This is a genomic window from Enterobacter cloacae complex sp. ECL411 (assembly GCF_021869665.1).
GTDB classification, from domain to species: domain Bacteria; phylum Pseudomonadota; class Gammaproteobacteria; order Enterobacterales; family Enterobacteriaceae; genus Enterobacter; species Enterobacter intestinihominis.
This window is the reverse complement of the sequence record NZ_CP091486.1, coordinates 2,537,399-2,563,881: the sequence shown is the minus strand read 5'-3', so window position 1 is coordinate 2,563,881 and position 26,483 is coordinate 2,537,399. Positions and strand designations below refer to the sequence as shown.

General features: G+C 52.1%; 28 protein-coding genes and 1 pseudogene. 18 read left to right on the top strand and 11 right to left on the bottom strand.

The features are described 5' to 3' along the window. The first annotated feature begins 8 nt into the window (after positions 1-8). The 5 genes and pseudogenes from oppB (at position 9) to L3069_RS12200 (ending at position 4,759) form a co-directional block, all read left to right on the top strand. Entirely contained in the window at positions 9-929 is a 921-nt protein-coding gene (oppB, locus tag L3069_RS12220; protein WP_003856738.1) for an oligopeptide ABC transporter permease OppB, read from the top strand. Between the two features lie 12 nt (positions 930-941). After that, complete coding sequence (oppC, locus tag L3069_RS12215; protein WP_015570372.1) at positions 942-1,850, top strand: oligopeptide ABC transporter permease OppC; 909 nt, start codon at positions 942-944, stop codon at positions 1,848-1,850. Positions 1,851-1,861: 11 nt separating this feature from the next. Continuing rightward, positions 1,862-2,875: an ABC transporter ATP-binding protein gene (locus tag L3069_RS12210; RefSeq protein WP_017384234.1), complete on the top strand. Its 1,014-nt coding sequence runs from the start codon at positions 1,862-1,864 to the stop codon at positions 2,873-2,875. Beyond that, complete coding sequence (gene oppF, locus L3069_RS12205) at positions 2,872-3,876, top strand: murein tripeptide/oligopeptide ABC transporter ATP-binding protein OppF (protein WP_022648351.1); 1,005 nt, start codon at positions 2,872-2,874, stop codon at positions 3,874-3,876. Before L3069_RS12210 ends, oppF begins: the two co-directional genes overlap by 4 nt. A gap of 14 nt (positions 3,877-3,890) precedes the next feature. Then, a pseudogene (locus L3069_RS12200) lies at positions 3,891-4,759 on the top strand (ion transporter). 31 nt (positions 4,760-4,790) lie between these two features. On the opposite strand, the gene L3069_RS12195 reads toward L3069_RS12200, so the two are convergent. Together L3069_RS12195 and cls are read right to left on the bottom strand one after the other, a co-directional pair. After that, the gene (locus L3069_RS12195) at positions 4,791-5,120 is read right to left on the bottom strand and encodes an HI1450 family dsDNA-mimic protein (RefSeq protein ID WP_006810881.1); all 330 of its coding nucleotides are present in this window, start codon (positions 5,118-5,120) and stop codon (positions 4,791-4,793) included. 33 nt (positions 5,121-5,153) lie between these two features. Next, positions 5,154-6,614 carry a cardiolipin synthase gene (gene cls, locus L3069_RS12190; RefSeq protein WP_022648349.1) on the bottom strand — a complete coding sequence of 487 codons (1,461 nt, stop codon included), beginning with the start codon at positions 6,612-6,614 and terminating at the stop codon, positions 5,154-5,156. Between the two features lie 143 nt (positions 6,615-6,757). Between cls and L3069_RS12185 the strand changes: the two genes are divergently transcribed. The 4 genes from L3069_RS12185 (at position 6,758) to leuE (ending at position 8,303) form a co-directional block, all read left to right on the top strand. Beyond that, complete coding sequence (locus L3069_RS12185) at positions 6,758-6,931, top strand: YciY family protein (RefSeq protein ID WP_017384232.1); 174 nt, start codon at positions 6,758-6,760, stop codon at positions 6,929-6,931. Positions 6,932-7,049: 118 nt separating this feature from the next. Continuing rightward, positions 7,050-7,178 carry a KPN_01571 family protein gene (locus tag L3069_RS27450; RefSeq protein ID WP_209662595.1) on the top strand — a complete coding sequence of 43 codons (129 nt, stop codon included), beginning with the start codon at positions 7,050-7,052 and terminating at the stop codon, positions 7,176-7,178. A gap of 11 nt (positions 7,179-7,189) precedes the next feature. Further along, positions 7,190-7,600, top strand: coding sequence for an Exc2 family lipoprotein (locus L3069_RS12180; RefSeq protein WP_022648348.1), 411 nt, complete (start codon positions 7,190-7,192; stop codon positions 7,598-7,600). A gap of 67 nt (positions 7,601-7,667) precedes the next feature. Next, positions 7,668-8,303 (top strand): leucine efflux protein LeuE, encoded by a 636-nt coding sequence (leuE, locus tag L3069_RS12175; protein ID WP_023296748.1) that lies wholly within the window; start codon positions 7,668-7,670, stop codon positions 8,301-8,303. 33 nt (positions 8,304-8,336) lie between these two features. Here the strand turns inward: leuE and L3069_RS12170 are convergent, their stop codons facing one another. Further along, the gene (locus L3069_RS12170; protein ID WP_003856755.1) at positions 8,337-8,633 is read right to left on the bottom strand and encodes a YciI family protein; all 297 of its coding nucleotides are present in this window, start codon (positions 8,631-8,633) and stop codon (positions 8,337-8,339) included. Between the two features lie 222 nt (positions 8,634-8,855). Here L3069_RS12170 and tonB point away from each other — a divergent pair, with 222 nt between their 5' ends. Further along, on the top strand, positions 8,856-9,578 hold the full coding sequence (tonB, locus tag L3069_RS12165; RefSeq protein ID WP_032622462.1) for a TonB system transport protein TonB: 723 nt from the start codon (positions 8,856-8,858) through the stop codon (positions 9,576-9,578). A 38-nt stretch (positions 9,579-9,616) separates the two neighbouring features. Here the strand turns inward: tonB and yciA are convergent, their stop codons facing one another. From yciA to L3069_RS12150, 3 genes are all read right to left on the bottom strand, one after another. After that, on the bottom strand, positions 9,617-10,012 hold the full coding sequence (gene yciA, locus L3069_RS12160) for an acyl-CoA thioester hydrolase YciA (protein WP_022648341.1): 396 nt from the start codon (positions 10,010-10,012) through the stop codon (positions 9,617-9,619). 98 nt (positions 10,013-10,110) lie between these two features. Beyond that, positions 10,111-12,297, bottom strand: a complete 2,187-nt coding sequence (locus L3069_RS12155; RefSeq protein WP_236901866.1) for a TonB-dependent siderophore receptor — start codon at positions 12,295-12,297, stop codon at positions 10,111-10,113. A 423-nt stretch (positions 12,298-12,720) separates the two neighbouring features. After that, positions 12,721-13,889, bottom strand: a protein-coding gene (locus L3069_RS12150; RefSeq protein WP_085929673.1) for an IS3-like element ISEc52 family transposase whose coding sequence is annotated in 2 segments (ribosomal slippage) — positions 12,721-13,640 and positions 13,640-13,889 — 1,170 coding nt in all. Because the reading frame shifts where the segments join, the coding sequence is not laid out codon by codon here. Between the two features lie 174 nt (positions 13,890-14,063). On the opposite strand from L3069_RS12150, the gene L3069_RS12145 reads away from it, so the two are divergent. The 6 genes from L3069_RS12145 to L3069_RS12120 are packed head-to-tail and all read left to right on the top strand — an operon-like array spanning position 14,064 to position 21,506. After that, on the top strand, positions 14,064-15,590 hold the full coding sequence (locus L3069_RS12145; RefSeq protein WP_227022516.1) for a hypothetical protein: 1,527 nt from the start codon (positions 14,064-14,066) through the stop codon (positions 15,588-15,590). Continuing rightward, positions 15,590-16,087 carry a hypothetical protein gene (locus L3069_RS12140; RefSeq protein ID WP_038416175.1) on the top strand — a complete coding sequence of 166 codons (498 nt, stop codon included), beginning with the start codon at positions 15,590-15,592 and terminating at the stop codon, positions 16,085-16,087. Before L3069_RS12145 ends, L3069_RS12140 begins: the two co-directional genes overlap by 1 nt. Then, entirely contained in the window at positions 16,087-16,557 is a 471-nt protein-coding gene (locus L3069_RS12135; RefSeq protein ID WP_038416174.1) for a hypothetical protein, read from the top strand. Before L3069_RS12140 ends, L3069_RS12135 begins: the two co-directional genes overlap by 1 nt. Before the next feature lie 9 nt (positions 16,558-16,566). Next, positions 16,567-16,959, top strand: coding sequence for an NlpC/P60 family protein (locus L3069_RS12130; protein WP_045621603.1), 393 nt, complete (start codon positions 16,567-16,569; stop codon positions 16,957-16,959). Then, positions 16,946-19,423, top strand: a complete 2,478-nt coding sequence (locus L3069_RS12125; RefSeq protein ID WP_038416173.1) for a host specificity factor TipJ family phage tail protein — start codon at positions 16,946-16,948, stop codon at positions 19,421-19,423. Before L3069_RS12130 ends, L3069_RS12125 begins: the two co-directional genes overlap by 14 nt. 58 nt (positions 19,424-19,481) lie before the next feature. Continuing rightward, entirely contained in the window at positions 19,482-21,506 is a 2,025-nt protein-coding gene (locus L3069_RS12120) for a NosD domain-containing protein (RefSeq protein ID WP_051979825.1), read from the top strand. Between the two features lie 29 nt (positions 21,507-21,535). Here L3069_RS12120 and L3069_RS12115 read toward each other — a convergent pair whose 3' ends face one another. The 3 genes from L3069_RS12115 to L3069_RS12105 are packed head-to-tail and all read right to left on the bottom strand — an operon-like array spanning position 21,536 to position 24,314. Beyond that, positions 21,536-23,017, bottom strand: coding sequence for a hypothetical protein (locus tag L3069_RS12115; protein ID WP_038416172.1), 1,482 nt, complete (start codon positions 23,015-23,017; stop codon positions 21,536-21,538). Then, positions 23,014-23,955 (bottom strand): glycosyltransferase family 2 protein, encoded by a 942-nt coding sequence (locus L3069_RS12110; RefSeq protein ID WP_038416171.1) that lies wholly within the window; start codon positions 23,953-23,955, stop codon positions 23,014-23,016. Before L3069_RS12110 ends, L3069_RS12115 begins: the two co-directional genes overlap by 4 nt. After that, positions 23,952-24,314, bottom strand: coding sequence for a GtrA family protein (locus tag L3069_RS12105; protein ID WP_006808936.1), 363 nt, complete (start codon positions 24,312-24,314; stop codon positions 23,952-23,954). Before L3069_RS12105 ends, L3069_RS12110 begins: the two co-directional genes overlap by 4 nt. 112 nt (positions 24,315-24,426) lie before the next feature. Between L3069_RS12105 and L3069_RS12100 the strand changes: the two genes are divergently transcribed. Together L3069_RS12100 and L3069_RS12095 are read left to right on the top strand one after the other, a co-directional pair. Continuing rightward, positions 24,427-24,666, top strand: a complete 240-nt coding sequence (locus L3069_RS12100; RefSeq protein WP_038416170.1) for a hypothetical protein — start codon at positions 24,427-24,429, stop codon at positions 24,664-24,666. Continuing rightward, positions 24,666-24,983 (top strand): hypothetical protein, encoded by a 318-nt coding sequence (locus tag L3069_RS12095; protein ID WP_038416169.1) that lies wholly within the window; start codon positions 24,666-24,668, stop codon positions 24,981-24,983. The genes L3069_RS12100 and L3069_RS12095 overlap by 1 nt, the downstream gene beginning before the upstream one ends. A gap of 9 nt (positions 24,984-24,992) precedes the next feature. Here the strand turns inward: L3069_RS12095 and L3069_RS12090 are convergent, their stop codons facing one another. Together L3069_RS12090 and L3069_RS12085 are read right to left on the bottom strand one after the other, a co-directional pair. Next, a complete protein-coding gene (locus L3069_RS12090) occupies positions 24,993-25,664 on the bottom strand; it encodes an SOS response-associated peptidase (protein ID WP_038416168.1) in 672 nt (223 codons plus the stop codon). A gap of 275 nt (positions 25,665-25,939) precedes the next feature. After that, positions 25,940-26,476 carry a septation protein A gene (locus tag L3069_RS12085; RefSeq protein ID WP_038416167.1) on the bottom strand — a complete coding sequence of 179 codons (537 nt, stop codon included), beginning with the start codon at positions 26,474-26,476 and terminating at the stop codon, positions 25,940-25,942. Between the last annotated feature and the right edge of the window lie 7 nt (positions 26,477-26,483).

The following is a 26,483-nucleotide window of genomic DNA, read 5'->3' as shown; positions in this document are numbered from 1 at the left end:
TACGGGCAATGTTGAAATTTATCCTGCGTCGCTGTCTTGAAGCGATTCCAACGTTATTTATTCTAATTACAATTTCCTTCTTTATGATGCGTCTTGCGCCGGGCAGTCCTTTTACCGGTGAACGCACGCTTCCGCCAGAAGTTATGGCCAACATCGAAGCGAAATATCATTTAAACGATCCTATCACTACGCAGTACTTCAACTATCTGAAGCAACTTGCACACGGTGATTTTGGTCCGTCATTCAAATATAAAGACTATTCCGTTAACGACCTGGTGGCGTCCAGCTTCCCAGTATCGGCTAAATTAGGGGCTGCTGCATTTATCCTGGCCGTTGTTCTCGGTGTCACTGCGGGCGTTATCGCCGCACTAAAACAAAATACCCGATGGGATTACGCCGTAATGGGGGTCGCAATGACCGGGGTGGTTATCCCCAGCTTCGTTGTCGCGCCGTTGCTGGTCATGATATTCGCGATAACCCTTAAATGGCTGCCCGGGGGCGGCTGGAATGGCGGGGCGCTGAAGTTCATGATATTGCCGATGGTGGCATTATCTCTGGCCTACATTGCCAGTATCGCCCGTATTACGCGTGGTTCAATGATTGAAGTCCTGCATTCGAACTTTATCCGTACCGCCCGAGCGAAAGGGTTGCCGATGCGCCGGATTATTTTCCGTCACGCTCTCAAGCCTGCACTGTTACCGGTGCTCTCCTATATGGGTCCTGCTTTCGTCGGCATTATTACGGGTTCAATGGTGATTGAAACCATTTATGGCCTGCCAGGCATCGGGCAGTTGTTTGTTAACGGGGCGCTTAACCGTGACTATTCGCTGGTGCTGAGCCTGACGATCCTCGTGGGCGCGCTGACCATTCTGTTTAATGCCGTTGTCGATGTGCTGTATGCCGTTATCGATCCGAAAATCCGTTACTAACTGGAGCACGCCATGATGTTGAGTAAGAAAAACAGCGAGGCGCTGGAAAACTTCAGTGAAAAGCTGGAGGTCGAAGGTCGTAGCCTTTGGCAGGACGCCCGCCGTCGTTTTATGCATAACCGTGCCGCCGTTGCCAGCCTGGTCGTGCTGGTGCTTATCGCGCTTTTCGTAACCCTTGCGCCAATGCTCTCTCAGTTCACCTATTTCGATACGGACTGGGGCATGATGTCCAGCGCGCCGGATATGGAATCCGGGCACTATTTCGGTACCGACTCCTCCGGGCGTGATTTGCTGGTGCGTGTGGCGATTGGCGGCCGTATCTCCCTGATGGTTGGCATCGCAGCGGCGCTGGTGGCGGTAATTGTCGGCACGCTTTACGGTTCGCTTTCCGGTTACCTCGGCGGGAAAGTGGACTCCGTGATGATGCGTATGCTTGAAATCCTGAACTCCTTCCCGTTCATGTTCTTCGTCATTCTGCTGGTGACCTTCTTTGGTCAAAATATCCTGCTGATCTTCGTGGCGATAGGGATGGTGTCCTGGCTGGATATGGCGCGTATTGTGCGCGGCCAGACGCTGAGCCTTAAACGTAAGGAGTTTATCGAAGCCGCACAGGTTGGTGGCGTTTCTACCGCCAATATTGTGGTGCGTCATATCGTTCCTAACGTGCTGGGCGTAGTGGTGGTATACGCCTCCCTGCTGGTGCCAAGTATGATCTTGTTTGAATCATTCCTGAGCTTCCTGGGATTAGGTACGCAAGAGCCGTTGAGTAGCTGGGGCGCTCTGTTAAGTGACGGCGCAAACTCCATGGAAGTGTCACCGTGGTTACTGCTGTATCCGGCGGGCTTCCTGGTTGTAACCCTGTTCTGTTTCAACTTTATCGGCGATGGCCTGCGTGATGCCCTCGACCCGAAAGACCGTTAAGGAGCGCCGTCATGACCATTATTGAAACGGCAACCGCGCCACAGGCGCAACAGCGGACCAGCGCACTGCTGGACGTTAAAGACCTCCGCGTGACGTTTAAAACCCCCGACGGTGATGTGACTGCCGTTAACGATCTCAACTTCGACCTGCGTGCCGGTGAAACGCTGGGCATTGTGGGCGAATCCGGTTCCGGTAAATCCCAGACCGCATTCGCGCTGATGGGCCTGCTGGCGTCAAACGGCGTGATCGGCGGTTCGGCGACGTTTAACGGGAAAGAGATCCTGAACTTGCCGGAACATGAGCTGAACAAGCTGCGCGCCGAGCAGATTTCAATGATTTTCCAGGACCCGATGACGTCCCTGAACCCCTATATGCGGGTGGGTGAACAGCTGATGGAAGTGCTGATGCTCCACAAGGGGCTGGGCAAAGCCGAAGCGTTTGAAGAGTCCGTCAAAATGCTGGATGCGGTGAAAATGCCTGAGGCACGCAAGCGCATGCGCATGTATCCGCACGAATTCTCCGGCGGTATGCGTCAGCGCGTCATGATCGCGATGGCATTGCTTTGTCGGCCAAAACTGCTGATCGCTGATGAACCAACCACCGCTCTCGACGTGACCGTCCAGGCGCAGATCATGACGTTGCTGAACGAGCTGAAGCGCGAGTTCAACACCGCCATCATTATGATCACCCACGATTTAGGCGTCGTTGCCGGGATCTGCGACAAAGTGTTAGTCATGTATGCAGGCCGCACGATGGAATACGGTAATGCTCGCGATGTGTTCTACCAGCCAGCCCATCCGTACTCTATCGGGCTGCTGAATGCCGTACCGCGCCTCGATGCGGAAGGGGAGTCGCTGCTGACTATCCCGGGCAACCCGCCAAACCTGCTGCGTTTGCCAAAAGGCTGCCCGTTCCAGCCACGCTGTCCGCATGCGATGGAAATCTGTAACAGCGCACCGCCGCTGGAAGCGTTTGCCCCAGGCCGTCTACGCGCCTGCTTTAAGCCGCTGGAGGAGCTGGTATGAACGCAATCGACGAAAAAAGAAATGTGCTGCTCGAAATCGCTGACCTGAAGGTCCATTTCGATATCAAAGACGGTAAACAGTGGTTCTGGCAGCCTGCCAAAACCCTGAAAGCGGTGGATGGAGTCACGCTACGCCTGTACGAAGGGGAGACCCTGGGCGTGGTGGGCGAATCCGGCTGCGGCAAGTCGACGTTTGCGCGTGCGATCATCGGCCTGGTGAAAGCCACCGACGGGAAAGTGGCCTGGCTTGGCAAAGATCTGCTGGGGATGAAGCCGGATGAATGGCGCAATGTGCGCAGTGATATCCAGATGATTTTCCAGGATCCTCTGGCGTCCCTGAACCCGCGTATGACCATTGGCGAAATCATTGCCGAGCCGCTGCGCACCTATCATCCGAAGATGCCGCGCCAGGAAGTTCGCGATCGGGTGAAAGCGATGATGCTGAAGGTGGGTCTGTTGCCTAACCTCATCAACCGCTACCCTCACGAGTTTTCCGGCGGTCAGTGCCAGCGTATCGGTATCGCACGCGCGTTGATCCTTGAACCGAAACTGATTATCTGTGATGAGCCGGTTTCGGCGCTGGACGTTTCCATCCAGGCCCAGGTGGTTAACCTGCTACAGAAACTGCAACGGGAAATGGGGCTGTCGCTGATCTTCATCGCCCACGATCTGGCGGTGGTAAAACACATTTCAGACCGTGTGCTGGTCATGTATCTGGGCCACGCCGTGGAACTGGGCACGTATGATGAGGTGTACCATAATCCGCTGCACCCTTATACCAAAGCGCTGATGTCTGCGGTTCCCGTTCCGGATCCCGATCTGGAAAAAAATAAAACCATTCAGCTTCTGGAAGGTGAACTGCCTTCGCCAATCAACCCGCCTTCAGGCTGCGTATTCCGTACGCGATGCCCAATAGCCGGGCCGGAATGTGCAAAAACACGGCCGGTTCTGGAGGGCAGTTTCCGACATGCGGTTTCCTGCCTGAAAGTAGACCCGTTATAATCGCAAGGGCTGACATGATGTCAGCCCTTATTTTTTAGAGGTTAATGTGTCGCGATTATTCACGTCGGCCCGTCAGCGGCTTTATCACCTTTTATTTGATCCAGAAACGGTTTCCGGTCGCCGTTTCGAGGGTCTGTGTGGCTTATTTGCGCTGATTAGCGTCATTATTATCTTTATCGAATCCGGTGCCGGAACGCAGTACCACATGACGTATGAGGAGTGGCACGTTTTTGTCTGGCTGGAATTGATCGTCACGCTGGTGTTTACCGCAGAGTATATGCTGAGGGTCATTAGCTGGCCAAATCCGGCGAAATACGTTTTCAGCTTCTGGGGATTTATTGATTTAGCCACTATCCTGCCGCTGTATGTCATGTGGCTGTGGCCTGAGATCAGCCTGAATTATGTGTTTGCCTGGCGCGCAATGCGGGCGATTCGTGTGTTACGAATTCTGAAGCTGCTGCGCTTTATGCCGTCGCTGAGGGTTTTTTGGGTCGCCATTGTCAGCGCCCGCCACCAGCTTATTCTCTTCTATTCGTTTATTGCTATCGTGATGATCGTTTTTGGCTCCCTGATGTATTTAATCGAAGGGCCAAAATACGGGTTTACCACGCTTAATGCGTCGGTTTACTGGGCTATCGTCACGGTGACCACCGTGGGCTATGGCGATATTACCCCGCATACGCCGCTCGGACGTATTGTGGCATCGATTCTTATCCTGATCGGTTATTCGGTAATAGCGATACCGACGGGGCTAATTACCACCCATATGAGCAGCGCCTTCCAGAACAGCAAGCAGCAACGCAAATGTCCGAATTGTCAGCAGGGAAATCATGAACCCGGGGCGCGGTTTTGTCACCGCTGTGGAAATGCTTTGCCGGATTAAATAAAAAAGGCTGCGCGGGCAGCCTTTTTTATTATTCGCGCCAGAGAATATGGCACAGCTTATGGTCTTTCTCGCGGCACAGCAGGACGCGGGCAAAGATGTCGTTAATTTCTCCGCCGTCTTCATCTGCCAGGCCAATTACCACCTCAGCGAAGAAGTCCGGGTTGAGATCAAAATCGACGTGTTCGGCCCAGTCTTCAGACGGATCGAACAGCTCAGCACCGCCACGCTCTTCAAATTGCAGGTTGAAAAGAATGACGTCAGCAGGGTCGAGATTATCGACCGCCAGCTCGAGAAAAATATCGTAGGCCTGTTCGAGCGTTTCGTCTTCGGTCAGGCGATTGTTCAGATCCATTTCCATGATGACTACCTGTTAAACATCGTTGGGCACGTTTTACAGCAACGGACTAAAGAAGTAAAACAGTCGTTCGGCAATTCGCTGCCACAGCGGACGTTTCGCCCACAGTCTGGCGTCCAGCAGGCGTGAGCGGGAGATATAATCATCCTGAACCGCCGCCAGATCGCCGCCGAAACCGGCGTCATCAATGACCAGCGTAATTTCAAAATTCAGCCACAGACTGCGCATATCGAGGTTGACGGTACCCACCAGGCTCAGCTCTCCGTCTACCAGCACGCTCTTGGTGTGTAACAGACCGCCTTCGAACTGATAGATTTTAACGCCCGCGGCCAGCAGCTCACTAAAGAACGCGCGACTTGCCCACCCGACCAGCAGCGAATCGTTCTTGCGCGGCATAATAATGCTCACATCCACTCCGCGCTGTGCCGCTGTACAGATGGCGTGCAGAAGGTCGTCGCTGGGGACGAAATAGGGCGTGGTCATGATCAGATATTCCCGCGCTGAGTACGCGGCGGTAAGCAGTGCCTGGTGGATCAGATCTTCCGGGAAGCCAGGACCGGAGGCGATAGTGTGGATAGTGTGCCCGCTGGCTTCCTCAAACGGCATGATATTGCCATCCGGCGGCGGGGGAAGAATGCGTTTACCGGTTTCAATTTCCCAGTCGCACGAATAGACGATGCCCATAGAGGTTGCCACCGGGCCTTCCATGCGAGCCATCAAATCGATCCATTGCCCCACGCCGGAATCCTGTTTAAAGAAGCGGGGGTCGACCATGTTCATGCTGCCGGTGTAGGCGATATAGTTATCGATCAGGACCATTTTCCGGTGCTGACGAAGATCCATGCGGCGCAGAAAGACGCGCATAAGATTCACTTTCAGCGCCTCGACCACCTCGATACCGGCGTTGCGCATCATGCCTGCCCACGGGCTACGGAAAAAGGCCACGCTGCCGGCGGAGTCCAGCATCAGGCGGCAGTGGATACCGCGACGTGCAGCGGCCATCAGCGATTCGGCGACCTGGTCCGCCATGCCGCCCGGCTGCCAGATATAAAACACCATCTCGATATTATGCCGGGCGAGCTGGATATCACGGATCAGCGCCTGCATCACGTCATCGGAAGAGGTCATCAGTTGCAGCTGATTGCCTTTTACCCCAGCAATGCCCTGGCGGCGTTCGCACAGCTTGAACAAAGATGCGGCCACGCTGCTGTTCTCTTCGGCGAAGATATGCTTGCAGGCTTTAAGGTCGGCAAGCCATTTTGCCGTGGAGGGCCACATGGCACGGGCGCGTTCGGCCCGGCGTTTACCCAGATGAAGTTCACCGAAAGAGAGATAGGCGATGATGCCCACCAGCGGCAGAATGTAGATAATCAGAAGCCAGGCCATGGCGGAAGGTACCGCTCTGCGTTTCATCAGAATGCGCAACGTCACCCCGGCAATTAACAGCCAGTATCCTAAAATGACCAGCCAACTCACCACGGTGTAGAAGGTTGTCATAAATAAAAAATCCTTTTGAAAGCGTATTGTTATGAGTTTACGCATCAGGATTCATCTGGCAAATAAAAACGGCAGATAAAAGCGCTGGTTTGCCGCCTGCTTAAGCATATAATGGCATCTCTGTTAGAGAAAGAGTTGTAGACATGAAGCGCAGTAGAACTGAAGTAGGGCGCTGGCGCATGTTGCGACAGGTGAGTCGTCGTAAGGCTCGTTGGCTGGAAGCACAATCCCGCCGCAATATGCGTATCCACGCCATCAGAAAATGTGGCCTGAACAGACACCGTAACGCGCTGCTGTTCGCGGTCCAGGATATCTGAAAAGCATGAGGGGCACCGTAAAGGTGCCCATTAAACATCCAGACTATCAATTTTTGCAGTCTCCTCCCGTCTGCTTTCCACGATATACTACGTCCCCATAACGTCATGATATTAAAAGATGAATCCTTATCTCTGGATTTTTATTGCACTTTTGGCGCTGGATGCGCTCAGGGAAGGTTTAGGACTTTCGTCATTTTCCTCATTGGCAGATTATGTTTTTGCGTGGGGAATACATTGGCTTTATTAAAGGAAAAAAGGATGAACGTAAAAGTGATGGCAGCACTCTTCGGGATTGCAGTATTAAGCGGTTGTGCCAGTAGCAAAACCTCACCCGAACGGCACGCGTTTTATTTCGTGTCGCATCAGTCCAGCTTTACTGGCGGCAATTACACCTCCAGCGTGCAGAAAAATTATCACCTGAACGTAGCGCAGTTCCGCGAGCTTTATGCCCGGGGCAAAGCTGACCGTGCGGAAGGGCGGACTCAGGCTGAAGCCAGTGAATACGCGCAAAGCATTCGCGATCAGCTGAAAGAAAATGCGAAGTCGCAGGAATTGTACGCAGGCAACGCGAAGGATAAATGGTCTTCGGACATGGACAGTAAAGACGCCATATTATTTGGTAACGAACTGGCCGCGACTTATCTTGATGGCTATAACGGCGTACAATAGCGCAACTGATTCAGGGGATACCGTTATTACCGGTATCCCCGCTGTTTTTGAGCAAAAGGAGTGAGACGTGTTTGCGGAGTTTGGTGTACTGAATTTCTGGACCTATGTTGTCGGCGCATTTTTTATCGTGCTGGTTCCAGGACCGAACACTTTGTTTGTGCTGAAAACAGGGATTGGCCACGGCGTTAAGAAAGGCTATCTGGCAGCCACCGGTGTGTTTATTGGTGATGCCATGCTGATGTTTCTGGCGTGGGCGGGCGTCGCCGCGTTGATCCAGACCACTCCGGTATTATTTAATATTGTCCGCTATCTTGGGGCGTTTTATCTGCTGTGGCTCGGCGGAAAAATGCTCTGGTCCGTTATGACACGTCAAAAAAATGCGCACGAAAGTAGCGCCGAACCGGCAAGCGCGATCCTTAAGCGTTCGCTGGTGCTGAGCCTGACGAACCCGAAAGCGATTCTCTTTTACGTATCGTTCTTCGTGCAGTTCATTGATGTCAATGCGAAGAATACCGGCACGTCGTTCCTGATCCTCGCCACCACACTTGAGCTGATCAGCTTCATGTACATGAGCTTCCTGATTTTCTCAGGCGCGTTTGTCACGCGTTACCTGAAAACCAAAAAGAAACTGGCGAAGCTGGGGAACGGGTTGATAGGCCTGCTGTTTGTTGGATTTGCGGCGAGGCTGGCGTCGCTGCACTGAATGAAGAAAAGGCTCCCGAGGGAGCCTTTCATTTCAGAACACTTTTTTATACGGACGAACCGTGACTTTCTCGTAAACGCCGGCTGCGACGTACGGGTCTGCTTCTGCCCAGGCCTGCGCGGCTTCCAGAGATTCAAACTCGGCAATCACCGTGGAGCCGGTAAAACCCGCTGCTCCCGGATCGTTGCTGTCAACGGCAGGCATCGGGCCTGCGGTCAGCAACCGACCTTCATCCTGTAGCAGCTGTAAACGCGCCAGATGGGCAGGGCGAACGGAAAGACGTTTTTCCAGAGAATCAGGTACATCTTCAGCGTAAATCACATAAAGCACGGCAAAGCTCCTTAACCGGTAAAAGTGACATTTACGTTATGTGAAAGCACAAATGACTGCAATGTAAAGATAATAACAATGTTAAAACCCTGATCTGGATGCCCCTTTTTTGCCCTCTTATACGCTTAAATTGCGCCAGGACAAAGTGTCTTATTGAATATGATTGCTATTTGCATTTAAAATCGAGGTTCGGTTTTTTTAACGTTGATGATTATGACTTCGATGACCCTTGATTTACCTCGCCGCTTTCCATGGCCGACGCTGCTTTCCGTCGTTATTCACGGTGCTGTCGTGGCGGGTCTGCTCTATACCTCGGTTCATCAGGTTATTGAAATGCCAGCGCCAGCGCAGCCAATTTCTGTGACCATGGTATCGCCCGCGGATCTTGAACCGCCGCAGGTTGCGCCGCCGCCGCCACAGCCCGTTGTTGAACCCGAGCCGGAACCCGAGCCGATTCCTGAACCGCCAAAAGAAGCGCCGGTGGTGATCCATAAGCCAGAGCCGAAACCTAAGCCGAAGCCAAAACCCAAGCCGGTCAAAAAGGTGGAAGAGCGTCCGAAACGCGAAGTGCGTCCGGTTGAGCCACGCACCACGCAGCCGGTTGAAAATGCCGCCCCGTCACGTCCGCTGATGAGTAACACCACGACCGCGACAAAACCGACGGTAACGGCGCCAGCGGGCCCGCGCGCGCTGAGCCGTAACCAGCCGCAGTATCCGGCACGTGCTCAGGCGTTACGTATTGAAGGGCGTGTACGGGTAAAATTTGACGTTACGGCTGATGGACGTGTGGATAACGTGGAAATCCTGTCCGCACAGCCGGCGAATATGTTTGAACGCGAAGTTAAATCGGCCATGCGCAGGTGGCGTTATGAAGCCGGTAAACCCGGCAATGGGTTGATTGTAAATATTGTCTTCCGCCTGAACGGCGGGGCACAGATGGAATAAAAGAAGCCTCCGCAAGGAGGCTTTTTTTTACCTGAGGATCAGCTCCGTGGGAGCTGGCGGGGCTTACCGTCGCTATCCACTGCCACGTAGATGAACAGGGCCTCCGTCGCCTTATAGCGCTGACCAATCGGTTCAGAAGAGACTTTTTTCACCCATACTTCAATGTTAATGGAGATAGACGTATTGCCGCGTTTTACGCAGCGTGCGTAACAGCACACCACGTCCCCCACCGCGACAGGGCGCAGGAAGGTCATGCCATCGACCCGGACGGTTACCACGCGCCCGTGTGCAATCTCTTTTGCCAGGATTGCACCGCCCATATCCATCTGCGACATTAACCAGCCGCCAAAAATATCGCCATTGGCATTCGTATCCGCAGGCATTGCCAGTGTGCGTAAAACCAGTTCGCCCTGTGGGGCGTCATTTGTTGTCATTGTTTTTAAACTCGTAACTGAAGACTTCAGGCGGGATGCTACTATGATTTCTGGCTGGAGAGAATAGGGTTAGCGCCCGCAGCGCGGGCGCCTGAAGGTCAGAAGGACATGGTTACGCCAGCGTAATAGGCGCGGCCCGGTTCGTTATAGGTAGATGCACCGTAATTTTCACGGTAAATCTGCTTGTCAAAGAGGTTGCTGATGCCGGCATTCAGGCGCAGGTTTTTGGTCAGCTGATAGTTACTGCCGATACCCACGATGGAATACGCGCCGATCTCTCTGTTGGACATCGCATTTTCCTCTTTGCGGATTTCAGCGTTTTCTCTGGGCTTCTGGCGGCCGTACATCGTCCAGCTTACGTTGGCTGAAAGCTTGCTGTTAACCTCCCAGTCCAGCATGGTGTTGACGGTATATTTGGGGATAATCGACAGCGGATTACCGGTGTCTTTACTTTCAGACTGAATCATATACGTCGCATTAGTACGCCAGGTTAGCGTGTCGCGAATAACAGGGACGGTTAGGTTGCCTTCCAGACCTTCAACAACGGCCTTACCGCCGTTCTCCCATTGCAGGATATTTGCGCCGCTGCTTGTCTGCCCCAGCACATCCGTTCCTGAAACGATCTTGTTTTTGTAATCATTGCGGAACCAGGTAATTCCAGCCTCGTAGCCTTCCAGGGCAAAGGCCAGGCCGATCTCTTTGTTCACGCTGATTTCCGGATCCAGATCCGGGTTACCTAACAGATAACAGCTTCCTTCGGAAACGTTATTCGGGCAGCCATTGCCGCGGGTGGAAAGCAGATAGCCTTCGCTGGATTGATACAAGTTTGGCGCTTTAAATACCCGAGCGATACCCGCTTTAACCTTGAACATATCACCCAAATCCTGAGAGAGGTTCAGGCTCGGACTCCAGTTGCTGCCAAATTGATTGTGATAATCAAAGCGGAGCCCTGGGATCAGGTTGGTGCCCTGACGCGCTTCAATATTGTCCTCAAGATAGATGCCGGTGAGGTCAGCGCTGTTTTTGCTGTTGCGCTCAGAAGCCGTGCCGGGAACGCCGTTAATCACTTCTCCCGACACATTTGTCGACTGCATTGAGGCCGGATCGTTCAGTTCATCACGGTTCCATTCTGCACCCACGGTTAGCGTCTGTTCGACCAGCCAGAAGAAAGGAATGTTCAGTTCACCCGTTGAACGGTATGACTCCAGCCGGCTGGTATCGTATTTATCGCTATTGATCATCCCTTCAACTTTGCCCGTAGAGCCTTCTTCCAGTCGGGTGTTGTTGGTCTTTTCATAATAAACCCCGAACTTTGACTGACCCCAGTCCCAGATGCCGTTGTGCGTAATGCCATAAGACTGGCGGTACATTCGGTTGGTTTCGTGTCCATACAGGGACGACACCAGACCGTCAGGGCTGACGTTGCTGTTGCTGTATTGAGTATCACCCGCGTAGATATTGCCCTGGCGGCTGTAGCTGTAGTCGAAATCGATAATCTGCTCTGGCGTGAGTTTCCAGGAGAGCAGGGCATTAATGTCCTTGTTACGTACGCCCTCTCGCCCGGCGGCGTAAGAGCCGTTTTGCGCGGTGTTGATGTCCTGAGCATCTGCGTCGGTTTTGTTGATGTTCCCGTACAGGCGCATCGTTAACGCATCGCCCGCGAGGGGGCCGCTCAGATCAAAATTAGCGCGTTTCGTCGCCCCCTCTTTATCATTTTCAGGCTGGTTAGTGTACAGGGAGAGGGAGCCGTGCCAGTCGTTGGACGGGCGTTTGGTAATGATGTTGACGACGCCGCCGGCAGCCCCCGAACCATAGCGGGCGGCAGCTGGTCCCCGGAGCACTTCAATACGCTCAACCATCTCTGGCGGAACCCAGTTGGTGTCCTCGCGGGTGTCGCGCTCCCCGCGCCAGCTGTAGCGCACCGAGTTACGTGACGTCACCGGCACACCGTCAATCAGAATCAGCGTGTTCTCTGGCCCCATACCGCGGATGTCGATCTGACGGTTGTTACCACGACTGCCTGTCGCGCTGTTTCCGGTGAGGTTAACCCCGGGCATTTTGCGAATAATTTCCGAAAGATCGTTAACCGGTGGATCCTTTTCTATGTCCTTTGCCGTGATGATGGAAACCCCCGGCTGTTGCTTTAGGGCCTCTTCAGCGGTTGCCTGAACGACCATTGTTTCACCATCGGCGAGAGGATCTTCCGCTGCATGCGCGCTCTGGTATAGCGTTGAAAGAATGGCGAGCGTAAGTGTAGCCGGGGCAAATCTTATTATGTTATTCATCAACTCATTTCCATTTGTTAAAAATGCGATGAAGAATATTAATGATAGTGATTCTCATTACAATAAAGCGACAGCAATCTCCATAAAATCTTCATGATTCAGACATTTTCGCAAGAAGATTGTGGAGAAAAGAGAAGGCGGGAAAAGAGGCCAGACCGCGTGACGATCTGGCCAGAAGGATCAGTGCTTGTCATCCTGAGGAATAATACTTTGAAGCGTTCTGTTTTATCGTGTTTTATTTTGCTTGAAAATATCCACGTCAAAACCGCGCTGTTGCTCACTTCTTTGTTTATAACGCTTTAACGTGTTTTATTTTGTATGGTTGCAATTTATGTGTTTTGTGTACACTGCTGAGTACACGGCTCAGGGGTGTACATGATGCTCACAGATACAAAACTTCGCAAAGCGCTCGGAATGAAGTGGTCAACAAAAACTGGCCACCGCGTTAGAGTTTTTCCAGTATCGGTTTTCTGATTCGTTTGGCGGTAACCCACCATTATATTCGTGCGGTCTTAGTGCGCTGTAATATCCAACGATATAGTCCGTTATTGCGTGAGCTGCATCGCTGAAGCTTACATAGCCCGTCGCCGGCACCCATTCGTTCTTCAGACTCCTGAAGAAGCGCTCCATTGGGCTGTTATCCCAGCAGTTTCCACGCCGACTCATACTCTGCCTGATCCGGTATCGCCACAGTAACTGCCGGAACTGCCTGCTCGTATAATGGCTGCCTTGATCGCTGTGGAACATCACCCCGACGGGCTTACCACGGGTTTCCCATGCCATTTCCAGTGCTTTCATGGTGAGCCTGCTGTCCGGCGAGAACGACATGGCCCAGCCCACTGGTTTTCTTGCGAACAGGTCGAGAACAACGGCGAGGTACGCCCAGCGCTTACCCGTCCAGATATAGGTCACATCACCGCACCACACCTGATTTGGTTCCGTTACGGCGAACTGTCGCTCAAGATGATTCGGGATAGCAACGTGCTCATGACCGCCACGCTTATACCGGTGAGTCGGCTGCTGGCAACTGACCAGCCCCAGCTCTTTCATGAGTCTGCCAGCAAGCCAGCGCCCCATCTGGTAGCCTCTCTGGGTTGCCATTGTGGCGATGCTTCTTGCTCCGGCAGAGCCGTGGCTGATGCCATGCAGTTCAAGTACCTGACTGCGTAATACAGCCCGTCTGCCGTCTGGCTTTTCAGGACGGTTTTTCCAGTATTTGTAGCTGCTGCGATGAACCCCGAACACATGGCAGAGAGTGGCCACAGGATAACGCGCCCTGAGTTTCCCGATTATCGAGAACTGTTCAGGGAGTCTGACATCAAGAGCGCGGTAGCCTTTTTTAATATTTCATTTTCCATTTCAATACGTTGTAGCTTTTTCCTGAGCTCACGGATTTCAATTTGTTCCGGGGTAATGGGGGAGGCTTTTGGTGTTTTGCCCTGCCGTTCATCACGTAATTGTTTCACCCATCGCGTCATTGTGGAAAGGCCGACATCCATAGCGCTGGCTGCATCTGCCACGGTGTAGTTCTGGTCAACGACCAGTTGAGCGGATTCGCGTTTAAACTCTGCGCTGAAATTTCTTTTTTTCATTATGACACCTGTGTTGTTCTGAGGTGAGCATATCACCTCTGTTCAGGTGGCCAAATTCAGTAAACCACTTCAAAACTCCCGCGCACGCTTTCACAGGCCAATACCGCGCTGACAAACTCATTCCTGTCGATGATCGACTCTGTTAACCAGGCAACAGGTGCGAGTAACGGCCTGGTGGCAGTCATCGATTCAATGACTGCTGCACTCGACCGGCTGGTGGGTAAAGCGGCGTCGGCAGATGCTCAGATATCGGATCTGAACAGCACCGCTGAAATGTTTACCCGCCGCGCGCGCACCTGGTCATGGCTTGGGCTTGATGGCTGGGAGGCGCAAAACAAAGCGCTGGCCGGGCTGAGTAATAAAGCCGCCATGCTGGTTGGCGACCTGGCCGCTGTGTCCAAAGCATCACAGACCGCGGCTAACACAAAGCCGATCGAGATTAAAACTACCGCCTCAGCTACAGGCAGCAAAGCGAAAGGCGGAAAGTCTGCGGCACAGAAAGAAGCTGAGCAATACGCCAAAGCTCAAGAATCTGTTAACCAAAAACTGGATGAACTGAGGCAGAAGGCCGATCTGTCAGCTGGCAGTGTCGGTGAGCTGTCCAGAGCTCAGGCCGTGCTTAATGCACAGCAATCACTTGGTAACACAGCTACGCAGGAACAACTTATTCTGGCCGGGCAACTGGCAGGAAAAGCCTGGGACAATGCCAACGCATTGCGTGAGCAGGCCAAGGCTGAACGGGAGCGCACAGAGGCTGCCAATAAGTTCAGTGCCATCCAGGGTAAAACCAGCAAAACTGCCGGGCTGGATAGCCAGTATCAGAAAGACATCGCTGATATCCAGCAATACGCCCAGCTCTATCCGCAAAAAATCGGAGATGCCGAGGCCGCGCGCGCGGCTATTGAGCAGCAGTATCGTGATCAGCGTAACGCTGCGATGTGGGAAGAATGGGCGCAACAGAACGCGGCCACTCAGGCAGCGGCGGCGGCTTTCGACTCCCTCGGTTCAGTGGCCAGCAATGCGCTGACTGGCATTGTCACCGGAAGTATGTCGGCCAGCGATGCAATGCGCAGCATCGGCATGACCGTGCTGAACAGCGTTGTTAACTCGTTCGTTCAGATGGGCATTGAGTGGGTTAAGTCGGCAATCATGGGGCAGACGGCCACTACCGCGGCGGTTGCAGCATCCACCACCGCACAGGTGGCAGGCATCGCAACCACGACGGCGACTTCGACGGCTGCGGCAGCGGCTACTACTGCGGCATGGACTCCGGCGGCCATCATGTCCTCCGTAGCTTCATTCGGTGGCGCAGTAGCTATTGGTCTTGGCGCGATGGCTGGCATCCTTGCGCTGTCTGGTAAGCGTAAAAACGGTGGACCAGTATCGGCTGGCGGGATGTATCAGGTCGGCGAAGGTGGAATGCCGGAGATTTATCAGGCCAGTACCGGTAAGCAATACATGATACCGGGCGACAATGGCAGGGTGATCAGCAATAAGGAGATGGCTGCCGGTGGAGGTGGAGGGGTGGTTATCAACATCCAGAACTATACGTCATCATCGGTCGATGCGCAGGCTGGTATGGATGCTAATGGTGGAGTGACTGTGGATGTAATTGTCGCTGACCTGAACAACGGCGGGCCAATCAGTAACGCCATAACCAGCAACATGAACGTTAAACGCACGCCAAGAGGTCAGGGCTGATGCCAATTATCGACTATCCCGACTGGCTGCCGTTGGCGCAGAAGGCCAGCAAAAATATGACACTCGATACCGGGTTCCAGACCGATCAGCCAGCGGTCGGCCCGGCTATCTTTGAGAACCAAACCGACGACCTGAAAGTGACCTGGTCGCTGACGTGGATCTTCACCCTGGCGCAGGAGCGCGCATTCCAGCAGTGGCTACGCAGTCCGAACTATCTCAACCGGGGACTGAACTGGTTTCGGATGAATATCAATCTGGGCGGTAGTGGACTGCAACTCCAGGAACTTCACTTCACGCAGATGCCGGTGCAAACCAGTATCGACGGCGGGGTGGTGACCTGGACGGGAACCGTTATTGCTAACCACCTGTACAACGCCGACGACGAGTTTGACGACGTAATTGTTGAGCTGCCTCCACCGTGGGATTCGTGGCTGGATATCGTGGTTACTGGTTATCCGGACGGACGCGATCCGGAATCACTACCGAGGGTGCCGTAATGCCAAGCTTCAGGGAGTATAAGCAGCAGCGGCCGACGCGCGGACTGTACGACACCATTACGTTCTACCATCCATCATTTGGTTACGTCCGCCTGGTCGATAAGCAGTTCTTCCCGAAAACGCTTGGCGGACAGACATATACGCCAGCGCGATTTGAAATCGAAGAGAGCCAGCAGAGCGGTACGCCGGTGATCGATGCGACGGTGAAGTTAGGACGGCTTTCGTCGGACATCAAAGCGCTGTTGAAGCAGTGGAAGGGAGCGGCCCGGCTAACAGCTATTACGGCCACGCGGCAGATATTCGACAGCGGCGATGTGTCTGTGCCGATTAAATCCTGGCAGCTTTATGTCAAGACGGTGGATATCGATGCCGACGCCGCATCGGTCACTCTGTCTGTGACCAACCCGCTCAATAATAATATTGGAAAATTATACGATCCCCGCGAATACACTGGACTCCAGTACCTATAAGGCATGCTCATGACTAAAGATGAATTTATTCGGCTGGTCATTGGTGTGCCGTGGGCTAACCGGGCCTGCTCGTTTGAGAAAGTCGACTGCTGGGGATTGTGCGTGTTGTTTTACAGGCATGTGCTCGGCATTGAGCTGCACCAGACGCCGGACTACGAAGCCGGGGCCGACTTCTTCACCTGCTATCAGGGCGACGTCGTCTTTTGGCGCCAGGTCGATAAACCGGTAGAGGGCGGGATATTCGTGGGGTATCGCGGCGCGCAACCGGCGCATGTTGGTCTGGTACTGAACAGGCAGGCGCTGCACTCCCGCGGCGAGAATGGAAGCGTGCGCATGGACTCGTTGCTGGTCATTCAGCGGGCATTCACCAAAGTGGAGTACTTTTCGTATGGCGCTGGTTGAGATATCGAACTTTCCAGGAACGCCTAAGCTGCGTTGCAGGGTGCCAAACGGCACCCTTTTTTATGACTGGCTGGCGGCCAATGACGCTACCTTTCACCGCGATCTGCTTATCGTCCGCAACGGCGTAAAGCTGGGTGACGATGATGAGCTGGCGTTTGAACTGAGTGAGCTGGACCACATCCAGATATTCGACCAACCAAAAGGCATTGTCGGCGATATCCTGAGCCCGATCTTTAAAGTGGTGGGTCAGGTGTTTTCGTTCCTGGCACCGAAGCCCGCTATCGCAAACAACGGCGGTAATACCGTCGACTCGCCCAACAATAGCCTGACCGGTCAGACAAATACCGCCCGCGTTTACAAGGCCAAGCCGGATATCTATGGCCAGATTCGTTCGTTCCCGGATCTGATTCAGGAGTCTGTATTCGAATACGTTCACCAGACGTCTACCGACGGCGGCCTGAAGTACGTTACAGAGTGGATGTGCATCGGAATCGGTAAATACGATTACGAGTCGGTGCGCTACTCAGAATCCAGCCTGGGCTCTCTGGCTGGGGCCGAATTCCAGTTCTTCCAGCCTGGAGAGGTCATTCCTCAGATCGTCGAAGGTTACGGGTTCGATGACGTCGACGGGCAGGAGGTTCCCGGGCAGAACGAAGCCAGCGACTTCCCGATTGAAACAGCAACGGCAAACACAGTGGTCAGCGGAACGTATTCCGGCGGACAGATAGCGATGAAAATCGTCAAGCAGGCTGAGTTTGACTATTTCATGGGGCTGGTGCTGCCGCACGCGGTGACTTTCACCATCAACGTGACGTACAGCACGGCCTCCGGCACCGTGACTACCGATGCGACATTCTCCGGCACTCTGATCTCCGCCGTTGAAACAAACGATGGCGCAGTGGTGAACCCGGTGCGCTGGTACACGTTTACGATGAACCAGCTTGAGGGTCCGCAGGACATCCCGGCGAATGCCACGATCAACACCACGAAGTTCGTCCTCAACGATAACGAGGCGCTGGTGGTTGGGCCGTTCTTTTCCCCGGTCGAGTCAACGCAGCTGTGGCTTCATACCCAGTCCAGCCTGGGCGGGAAGAAAGAGACGAACTGGAAGGTGGTCATCTGGAAAATTGACGACGACTACAACCAGGTACCGGGAACGCAACAGACCTTCACGTACCGACAGACGACGCCGCACCAGTCGACGAGTGAGGTGTTTTATCGCACTGACAAGATCACTCCGACCGGAGGATTCGGGAAATACGCGGTAAGTTTCCAGCGCACCGATAATTCCAGCGACGCTTCTCTGCTGAAGGTTGAGGAGATCCACAGCATCAACATCCGTACGAACGTCGTTCACCCTACCGACACACTGGTGCGGGTGAAGGTGAGGGCGACCGAGAATGCGCTGGGAAGTCGTGAGCGCAAATATAATGCGCTGGTGACGCGGCACACCATCACGTACGACCTGGACACGCAGACGGTGGATTACACGCTGCGTCCGTCGCGCTCGTTCGCTGATGCGGTGACGCATACCTGGTTGATTATGGGTGAACAGCCGGTAAGCAGCATTGACCTGTATGGTCTGTACTCTATTGCTGAGAGCCTGCCTGACGAGCGTCTTGGCTACTTCGATTACACGTTCGATGATGAGAATGACTCGCTTGGCGATCGCGTACAGGCGATCTGTAATGCTGCGTCGGTTGTGGCGTACTGGGACGACGGCGTGATGACGTTTACCCGTGATCAGAAGGTTGACTACCCGGCGGCAGTATTCAACCGGGCCAACATGAAGACTGACGAGTACAAAATGACGTACGAAGCTACTCTTCCAGGCGGTTATGACGGCGTGCAGGTGTCCTATGTTCACCCGACCACGAACAACAAGACGTACATCAACTACCGCGTGCTGAACGGCGCCATCGTCGAGCAGGAAGCTGAGAACCCTAACAAGCTGGAGATAGTCGGTTTCCGTAATGAGTACCAGGCGCGGGAACGCGCACTACGTGAAACGAAACGCCTGATCTACTCCCGGGTGAAGATGAACGCCAAAGTGTTCGAAGATGGCATTATCCAGGTCGGAAGCGTCATTCAGATGCCGGACATTTACGACAGCAACCAGCAGGGTGGTTACGTCACCGGCCGATCCGTGAATGACTTCGATACCAGCGAGCCGATCACCTTCACAGGTTCGATGTACGTGCTGGTGACCGACAGCCTGGGTAATCCGACTCTGCGCTATCCGGCGACGGCCCGCGGTGACACGAAGTACGGCTTCACTGCAGCAATACCCGATATTCAGCTCAACATATGGAACGGAGACACTGTACAGCTCCCATCGCGCTATCTCATTGCGACGGTTGAGGAGCTGGACAGTCAGCTATGGACGGTTAACAGCATCAAACCGAACACCGATAACACGGTATCTCTTACCGTCGCGGAATACAGCGACGCCATCTACCAATAAGAACCGTCCCCGACCAACCAGACCCGGCCACCGCGCCGGGTTTTTTTATGGAATCAATATGGCTACTACACCTACTAACCTGCCAGTACCGAGCGAATCTCCGTTCGATTTCAAATTCAACATAGGAAAAATCGACGAGGTTGTTACCTCTATGGGGTGGACCTATACCGATCGCTTTGGTCAGAAGCACTACACCATTGAGGGCATCAACTATCTTTCCCAGCAGGCAATGGCCGCCTTCGGTTACGTTATCCTTACCGGGAAAACATTCACCACCGGCGCGACTATCAACAACCCTAATGAGGTGCTGCTGAACACCGCCGACGGCGAATATTACAAATGGACTGGTACGTTTGCGTCCGGCCCGAAAGTTGTTCCGGAAAACTCTACCCCTGCCAGCACTGGTGGTATTGCGCCTGGGTCCTGGCTTGGCGTTGGTGATGCCTCTCTTCGTGCAGCACTGGCCGCGATGGATGGCGAGAAGTTAATTGGTGAGTGTCCAGACATTGCTACGCTTCGAACTATAGAGCCATCCTATGACAAGCAACGCATCACCCTACGGGAGCACACCGCAAATACCGGCTATGGTGGTGGTCAGTTCCGGGCCGTAATGTCAGGATCGTCGTACGCTGACAACAACGGGACAATCATCAAAACTAGCGGTGGCGCTGCATGGGTGCGGGTAAACGTCGGTTATATATCACCGTATATGTTCGGAGCGCTACCGAGGGTTGATGCCACTACCCCTACAGCACATACAGCCATTAATGCGGCGGCGGCAGCCGCTGTGTCACAAAACGCCATATTTGATGGTCTCGGAGCTACATTTAATGTAACCGGGGAATGCACAATCAACAACAGCAACTCCATAATTTTTCAGAATATGGTTCTTGTCGTTACTGATGTCGCTGCGTCTTTCAATGTTGTGCGCGTGCGCAACGCAGACCACACTATACGACGAATACGTATTGAGGGGGGCAACTCTAAAGTTCTTGGTATTAATGTAGAATCTACCGCAACAGGTACTATTGTTGAGAGCTGTAAAGTAACCAATACTGGGCTAACCGCGATATACAGCACCGCCTCGCGAGTTGTTGCCAGGAATAACCAGACAGACTCTTGCGGTCTTTTAGGAACAGGCAACTACCGTTGCAGTATCTGGTTCAACGAGAACGAACATGCTGTTATGGAGGGGAACATTTGCACCAATTGCGCTTGGGGAATCCTAATGAGAAATACCATAGGAACATCTCAAGGTTACTTTAATACCATGCGTAACAACATTGTTGTTTCCGCTTCAGGTACGACAGCAGACTGCCAGGGGATATCAGCATCTGCCCAGATCCACCTGAGCACCACTGATAATATTGTGCGCGGTTTCCCGAATAACGCAATTGACCACCAGAACTGCTTCGGCATGATTATAACCGGAAATCAGATTCACCAATGTAACGATGGAGTGTTTATCGGAGACAGGTCTTGTGGCCGCATCATCATTTCAAATAACAATATTGAGGCCTGCTTTACAGGCATCCGGTATTACAACCCGTCAAACTCAACCCCTGAGTATCAGAATCAGACTTTTGCCGATGTTCAGATAACAAATAATGTCATCTATACGTCTACATCACGAGCTATCTGGGTGATTATGACTGGAACAACTTCGGCTAATTTCATGACAAATGTCAACGGTAATATAGTTGACGGGAACGGCTCCGCGGGTCTTGGTATTGTTATGGATACTGTGACATACGGAAGTGTTAGCCAGAACCAAGTACGAAGAGTCAGGGGCCATGGTATTGACTTAGCATCCTGTGAGGGGCTGCGGGTTATGGGTAATAGCATTGCGGATGCCGGGTTTACCACAACCGGCACGTACAACGGCATTAATCTAAGCAATTGCAACCGCTGCAATGCATCTGATAACTACGCAGTAGGGCCTTCTATGATTTATTCTGTGGTACTTGGTGGCGGGGCTTATAACATGGCGTATACCAATCACGCGCGATCAACCTCAGGAGCGACGGCAGTTAGCATTTCCGGTGGTACTGGGAACGTAGAATCATTGAATATTAAGTCATAACTAATGCGCCCCTAATGGGGCGCAACTATTCAGATTGGCATACCATATTTGGCATTCATTTCTCTGTCCGGCTGGATTTTTATCTCAATGTTACGAGGTATCAACCCATTGGACTTAAGAGTTTCTGAAATAGCTTTTCCTCTTGTTACCGGGAACGGCCAGTTGTCATTGTTATCACCCTTGGGCACATGTAGGGTCATTGTGCGTTGGTTTCCATTAACTGCGTTTTGCACCTGCTCAATCATATCTTGACCTATCGCGTAAGCAACTGAAAAAGGAACGTTCCCACTATTTGACTCTCGCAAAGAATGAGATTGGTCCGTGGTCTTGTTAATTAAGAACAGCATAACTATTGGAGCGAAATAGTGAACAGCCTTAAAGCGCTCAATGAAGTACCCCAAGCCCAAACTGGCAGCAACTATCAAGTACATAAAAGAACCCCACATTGCCACAGGTCGAGTAGCATAGTTAGCACTAGCCTTTGCGCACACCAGAATAAGAGCCAATGTAGTGATGGCACCAGAGATAACCGATACCCAGAAAGCGTATCTTTTACCTTCAGTACTTTCATCTGAATTTCTTCTTAGCAAGAACACTGCACCGCAAACAAATCCAACAGTCAGCACAACGAAAAATGTGCGATCTGTTAATTTAAGCAGTGAGTAAAATGCATTGACTGTACCTGAAATATCCAGATGATCTTTTGCCATTCGGTCCGCTCTTCCTCCGTTCATTTCAAAGAGAGCAGAAATTACCCACATCGCCAGAGTAATGCAGTGGAAAGGGTTATCCTTAATCGTCTCAACAATTTTAAATCTTTTGCTAATGAGGTTCTGAAGAAGTACCACACCGCACATTACTGCTAGCACAACACTGGCAAAAATGTTCGAAAATACACATAGGTAAATGGCGAATATCAGAACACCAGAAAAGATCGCTCTTTCGTAAAAGAATGGCTTTAAGGTTGACGACATTCTTAAAACGTAAAGTGCCAGCGTGCCGTTTATTAGGGCTGGAACAATATAGTGATAATAACAGGTAAGATTTTGCTCCCACAACAGGTATGGACTGTTATTATTATTTAGAGTTCTGAATAGGCCGAACAGGCACAGTAAGTAGAAGATCACTAAAACTGAACTTGTGTAAGTTGATAACCCTGCGGTCTTCCTCATCAAAAGATAGAATTGATAAAGGAATAACACAACAAGAACTGCAACTAAAACCGCTGTCAAATAAGCAATAGCTTCAAGGAATGTAAACCCAAGAGGCATAACGACAGATGAGGCAATGTTACCAAATAGTGGGAAAGATACCTCAGGAACTACCTTGATAGGGTTAAAACCGCCCCATTGCGGATATGCTTGCCTACCGGAAGAAAGGTTGATCCACTCATCGCCAGAAGTAATAGTTACCGGATGAATAACCGTAAAAAACACAGCCACAACTGCGAATACAAATGTGAATAACAACCACTTTATGTGAATCTCTTTTCCCAAAGTCTGACTAATCATTTCTCGTCCTTCCGAATATCATTGAAATCTTTTTTGGTGATGTATCGAGGCCTTCCTTTAACTTCAACATAAATTCTGCCGATATATTCCCCAAGCACACCTATGCCTATCAACTGAATCCCGCCCAAGAAAAGTATTGAAACCAGCATTGATGGATAGCCACGAACCGGATTGCTGAACGCTAACGTGTCGACGATCATCCATGCACCATAGATGAAGGCCAGGCCAGCAACGAATAACCCGATATACGTCCACATGCGCAACGGGAACGTAGAGAAGCTTGTGATACCTTCAAGTGCAAGGTTCCACAGCTTCCAGCCATTAAACTTAGAATCCCCGGCAACACGTTCTGCGCGGGCATATTCAACAACATCAGTGCGGCCGCCAACCCAACTCAAAACGCCTTTCATGAAAAGGTTGCGTTCTGGCATTAGCTTGATGTTTTCAACCACATCTCGAGACATCAGGCGGAAGTCGCCAACGTTTTCCTCGATCTGCGGATTGCTGATTTTGTTGTGCAGCTTATAGAACCACTCTGCGGTCTTACGCTTGAGTCGCCCATCGGTGGACCGGTCAGAGCGCTTAGCCAGCACCATATCCGCCCCGGCCTGCCATTTCTCTATCAGGTGCGGTATAACCTCAATTGGGTCCTGCAAATCAACATCTATCGGGATAATAGCTTCACCGCTTGCATGGTCCAGGCCTGCAAACAGCGCAGGTTCTTTACCGAAATTGCGGGTAAAGGAAAGAGGAATGACAAGCGGATCGGCCACAGCGAGCGCATTTATTATTGATTCTGTCGCATCTTTACTGCCGTCGTTGATAAAGACTATCTCTACTTCATGCTGTTGTAGCTCTTCAAACTCCCGCACGGTTTTGTAGAAGATTGGAATAGCATCTTCTTCATTAAATACCGGAACGACCAGAGAAATTTTCATTTCGCATCCCTAAAGACAATGAACTTTGAATAGATAAATCCGCACACCAGACTGATGGCGGAGAACACAATTAACGTGATGATAGGAGCCATGCCAGACTTATCAGCGCACCATCCAACAATCGCGCTAAGTGAGCCCATGAATCCTACGTAGAGCATGTAGCGTAGAGTGGTAGTCGAGGACTTAAACGTGAACCTGGCGTTTGCAAAGAAACTGAATGACACTGCCACGACGAATCCTGCGAAGTTGCCAAGTGCCTGACCTGTATGGAATGCGTAGATGCAAACGGCGAACACAACCCAATGAATGAGCGTGTTGATAACACCTATAGATGTGTACTTAGCAAAGAGCTTTAACATTATATAAATCAGTCAATTCGGAAAGGTCTGAAGTTTAGCACCACTGTGAAACTTGATCGACCCTCATATTTGACGATACTGTATATGCATACAGTTATTTTGTGAGGTGATTATGCCACGCACAGCAGACATTCATGCCGCGTTTGTTGCGGCCATAGAGTTAAACCCCAAGGGGTATCGTTACCTGAGCACAGACGCATTCATAGAGAAATTGCGGCAGTTCAACTGGCACTACACGCGCGAAGAAGCGAATGCCTGGATAGAGCGATACCAAAAAGACTTTGCTGACAAGACGACAGACGGTAGCGATAACAGGTACTGGATCCTGCGTAATATGGGGAGGGTCCAGTAATGGGGTTTGCATCACCTGCAAGCGATTATGTCGAGCGCCAACTTTCACCCGAGGTGATTTGCAACATCGGCGCAGAAAGTAGGGTGCTTGAAACTGATTCAGGATTTGCAGTCATTGAGCCAGCAGCCAAGTGCGCGCCCGGGGATGTGCTGCTTATACTTTGCGATGGTCATACGCAGTTTGCCAAGTTGATGGGAAAGTCGCTCATTACAGATGATGGAGAGGCAATAGAAGGAAACGCACTGCAAGAGGTCGAAGTTCTTGGCCGAGTGACGTTCTTCATCAACCGCGCAATAGACGACGGATTGCCGATATGATTACCAGTCTCAAGAAAGCGGCTCGACCAGATCCGGCCCCTGGTTCTTCACATTGCCCACGGCGCGCGAAACGGCATGCCATATAAACTTGTCGGCGGGCACTGTCCCGTCGGCTATTATCTCTTCCGCTTCATTCCCGCCTACGTCCTGGCGCATCCACTCGCGCGCCGCTTCCGGCGACAGAACCAGTGGCCGACGGTCATGAATATCGACCAGGCCTTTATCTGCGGCTGACGTCACTATCAGAAATCCTTCCGCTTCATCACCGCGCTCGAACGGCGTGCTGCCGATCGCCGCCATGAATATGGGCTGGCCGTCGGCACGGTGAATGAAGTAGGGTTGTTTCTTGTCGCCTTCTTTCTTCCATTCGAACCATCCATCCGCAAAACAGATCGCCCGACCATGCTGCCAGAGAGACTTAAACATTCTGCTGGTGGCTGCGGTTTCGACGCGCGCGTTTATCAGGGGTGCTTTATCCCACCACCCGGGCGCGTAGCCCCAGAACACCGGATCGAGATGTAACTGCTCATCGCGTTCGCTCAGCAGCAGCACTTTGGTGCCGGGCGCCACGTTGTACCGGCCAATTGGTTCCGGGTCATATGCAATGTCGCGATCGCCTTCATCGGCCAGGTAAGCCAGATATTCTTCACGGGTTTGGGCTTGTGCAAAACGTCCACACATAGAAACCTCCAGTCGGATGTCAGACTGAAAGTATAGGGCAGGGAGAAAAAGTAGCGCGCGCTGGTTAAGTCTTACAATCGGATCGGTGGTGATTATGCTGATGGTATGGGAAGGCGTAAAGCGGGACGTTGCGAAACTGGAAGGAGCTACGCAAAACGCATCTGAAAAAAAAGCACGCTTCGTACAAAGTGTACATTAAAGCGTGCTTTTGTTCGTGATAACACATTAAATCACAAGATAACTATATGATTTATATGTATTCTTAGAATAATTCATTACTTCTCATCCTGCGGCATATGGCGATAAATATAAACGCCGCTGAGCAGGGTGAAGATAAGGGTCAGCGCCGTCAGGCCAAACACCTTGAAGTTGACCCAGATATTCTGCGGCAGCCAGAATGCGATATAGATATTCGCCAGACCACACAGAATAAAAAATAGCGCCCAGGCGATATTCAGACGCCCCCACACAGCCTGCGGCAGCGTCAGTTCTTTCCCCAGCATGCGCTGGATCAGCGGCTTCTTCATCACCCACTGGCTGATGAGCAGCGCGCCCGCAAACAGGCCGTAAATCACTGTGACCTTCCATTTGATAAATTCATCATTGTGGAAGAACAACGTCAGACCACCAAACACCGCCACCATCAGGAAAGTGATGAGCGCCATCTTTTCAACTTTGCGATAGCGAACCCAGCTGTAAATCAGCACCACAGCCGTTGCCACAATCAGCGCCAGCGTGCCGGCATAGATGTCGTACAGCTTATAAAAAGCGAAAAATACGATCAGCGGTAAAAAATCAAGAAACTGCTTCATTCTGCGA

What these genes read in the sequence shown, in the direction of transcription:
- oppB (WP_003856738.1), top strand. Translation starts at nt 9, where the DNA reads ATGTTGAAATTTATCCTGCGTCGCTGTCTTGAAGCGATTCCAACGTTA.
- oppC (WP_015570372.1), top strand. Translation starts at nt 942, where the DNA reads ATGATGTTGAGTAAGAAAAACAGCGAGGCGCTGGAAAACTTCAGTGAA.
- L3069_RS12210 (WP_017384234.1), top strand. Translation starts at nt 1,862, where the DNA reads ATGACCATTATTGAAACGGCAACCGCGCCACAGGCGCAACAGCGGACC.
- oppF (WP_022648351.1), top strand. Translation starts at nt 2,872, where the DNA reads ATGAACGCAATCGACGAAAAAAGAAATGTGCTGCTCGAAATCGCTGAC.
- L3069_RS12195 (WP_006810881.1), bottom strand. Translation starts at nt 5,120, where the DNA reads ATGGAAATGGATCTGAACAATCGCCTGACCGAAGACGAAACGCTCGAA.
- cls (WP_022648349.1), bottom strand. Translation starts at nt 6,614, where the DNA reads ATGACAACCTTCTACACCGTGGTGAGTTGGCTGGTCATTTTAGGATAC.
- L3069_RS12185 (WP_017384232.1), top strand. Translation starts at nt 6,758, where the DNA reads ATGAAGCGCAGTAGAACTGAAGTAGGGCGCTGGCGCATGTTGCGACAG.
- L3069_RS27450 (WP_209662595.1), top strand. Translation starts at nt 7,050, where the DNA reads ATGAATCCTTATCTCTGGATTTTTATTGCACTTTTGGCGCTGGATGCG.
- L3069_RS12180 (WP_022648348.1), top strand. Translation starts at nt 7,190, where the DNA reads ATGAACGTAAAAGTGATGGCAGCACTCTTCGGGATTGCAGTATTAAGC.
- tonB (WP_032622462.1), top strand. Translation starts at nt 8,856, where the DNA reads ATGACCCTTGATTTACCTCGCCGCTTTCCATGGCCGACGCTGCTTTCC.
- yciA (WP_022648341.1), bottom strand. Translation starts at nt 10,012, where the DNA reads ATGACAACAAATGACGCCCCACAGGGCGAACTGGTTTTACGCACACTG.
- L3069_RS12155 (WP_236901866.1), bottom strand. Translation starts at nt 12,297, where the DNA reads ATGAATAACATAATAAGATTTGCCCCGGCTACACTTACGCTCGCCATT.
- L3069_RS12140 (WP_038416175.1), top strand. Translation starts at nt 15,590, where the DNA reads ATGCCAATTATCGACTATCCCGACTGGCTGCCGTTGGCGCAGAAGGCC.
- L3069_RS12135 (WP_038416174.1), top strand. Translation starts at nt 16,087, where the DNA reads ATGCCAAGCTTCAGGGAGTATAAGCAGCAGCGGCCGACGCGCGGACTG.
- L3069_RS12130 (WP_045621603.1), top strand. Translation starts at nt 16,567, where the DNA reads ATGACTAAAGATGAATTTATTCGGCTGGTCATTGGTGTGCCGTGGGCT.
- L3069_RS12125 (WP_038416173.1), top strand. Translation starts at nt 16,946, where the DNA reads ATGGCGCTGGTTGAGATATCGAACTTTCCAGGAACGCCTAAGCTGCGT.
- L3069_RS12120 (WP_051979825.1), top strand. Translation starts at nt 19,482, where the DNA reads ATGGCTACTACACCTACTAACCTGCCAGTACCGAGCGAATCTCCGTTC.
- L3069_RS12115 (WP_038416172.1), bottom strand. Translation starts at nt 23,017, where the DNA reads ATGATTAGTCAGACTTTGGGAAAAGAGATTCACATAAAGTGGTTGTTA.
- L3069_RS12110 (WP_038416171.1), bottom strand. Translation starts at nt 23,955, where the DNA reads ATGAAAATTTCTCTGGTCGTTCCGGTATTTAATGAAGAAGATGCTATT.
- L3069_RS12105 (WP_006808936.1), bottom strand. Translation starts at nt 24,314, where the DNA reads ATGTTAAAGCTCTTTGCTAAGTACACATCTATAGGTGTTATCAACACG.
- L3069_RS12100 (WP_038416170.1), top strand. Translation starts at nt 24,427, where the DNA reads ATGCCACGCACAGCAGACATTCATGCCGCGTTTGTTGCGGCCATAGAG.
- L3069_RS12095 (WP_038416169.1), top strand. Translation starts at nt 24,666, where the DNA reads ATGGGGTTTGCATCACCTGCAAGCGATTATGTCGAGCGCCAACTTTCA.
- L3069_RS12090 (WP_038416168.1), bottom strand. Translation starts at nt 25,664, where the DNA reads ATGTGTGGACGTTTTGCACAAGCCCAAACCCGTGAAGAATATCTGGCT.
- L3069_RS12085 (WP_038416167.1), bottom strand. Translation starts at nt 26,476, where the DNA reads ATGAAGCAGTTTCTTGATTTTTTACCGCTGATCGTATTTTTCGCTTTT.